The organism is Streptomyces sp. 13-12-16, from assembly GCF_002114215.1.
GTDB lineage: Bacteria > Actinomycetota > Actinomycetes > Streptomycetales > Streptomycetaceae > Streptomyces.
This window is the reverse complement of the sequence record NZ_NCTE01001462.1, coordinates 1-1,242: the sequence shown is the minus strand read 5'-3', so window position 1 is coordinate 1,242 and position 1,242 is coordinate 1. Positions and strand designations below refer to the sequence as shown.

General features: G+C 76.3%; 2 protein-coding genes. Both read left to right on the top strand.

Annotated elements, in window-relative coordinates:
• Nucleotides 1-803: putative baseplate assembly protein (locus tag B7767_RS42640; protein ID WP_085576483.1), on the top strand; the 803-nt coding region annotated here is incomplete at its 5' end.
• A partial coding sequence (locus B7767_RS42635; RefSeq protein ID WP_085576482.1) for a phage tail protein occupies nt 800-1,242 on the top strand: 443 nt, incomplete at its 3' end. The genes B7767_RS42640 and B7767_RS42635, both read left to right, overlap by 4 nt.

Below are 1,242 nucleotides of genomic sequence, written 5' to 3'. Positions count from 1 at the left end.
CCGCCCCCCGCCCCCGCCGCTACCGCACCGGCGGGGGCAGGTCCGGCAACGTCGCCCGCGGCGCCGTCCGCGTCCTGCGCCGCTCCGTGCCGTACGTCTCCGAGGTCGTCAACCGGGAGGCCGCGCGCGGCGGCGTCGACGGCGAGACCGTCGAGGAGGCGAAGACCCGGGCGCCCATCACCCTGCGCGCCCAGGAACGCGCGGTCACCCTGCGCGACTACGAGGAACTCGCCCGCCGCGCCGCCCCCGACACCGCCCGCATCACCTGCCTGGAGGGCGAGGAGAGCGAGCACGGCGCGTACGCGGTCCGGGTCCTGGTCGTCCCCCAGGCCGTGCCGGACCCCGGCGGACGACTGCGCTTCGAGCAGCTCGTCCCCGGCGACGCGCTGCTCTCCCGCATCACCCGCTACCTCGACGAGCGCCGGCTGATCGGCACCCGCCTCGCCGTCGGCCCGCCGTTCTACCAGGGCGTCACCGTCGTCGCCACCGTGCACGCCTTCCGCGGCACCGACACCGACCGGGTCCGCCGCCAGGCCCACGACGCCCTCTACCGCCACCTCGACCCGCTCACCGGAGGCGCCGACGGCACCGGCTGGCCCTTCGGCCGGCCCGTACAGGCCGGGGAGATCTTCGCCGTGCTCCAGCGCGTGCCCGGCGTCGAACTCGTCGACCAGGTCCTCCTGCACCCCGCCGACCCGATCACCGGCAAGCGCGGCGAGGCCACCGACCGGATCGACCTGTCCGCCCCGTCCCTGGTGTTCTCCTTCGACCACCGGGTCCGCGTGATCGGGGACGGCGCGTGAGGGGCTCGATCGACGGGCTGGGCACCTCGGCGCCGATCGGCGCGACGCTGCCCGCGATCTTCGCCGACGACGACCTGGCGCAGCGCTTCGTCGCCGGGCTCGACGAGGTCCTCGCACCCTTCCTGGTCGTCCTCGACAACCTGGACTCCTACTTCGACCCCGCGCTCGCCCCGCTCGACTTCACCCGCTGGCTGGCCGACTGGGTCGGCGCCGAGACCGACGGCATCGAGACCGACGGCATCGGGGCCGGCGGCGCACCGGCGGACGGCCTCACGGGGGAGCAGCGGCTGCGGGCCGCCGTCGCCGCCGCCACCTATCTGCACCGGGTACGGGGCACCCGGCGCGGCCTGTCCGAAGCGGTGCGCCTGGTGTTCGGCGCGACGCCGCGGATCACCGAGAGCGGCGCCGCCGAGTGGCACGCCCGCCCGCTCGGCCCGGT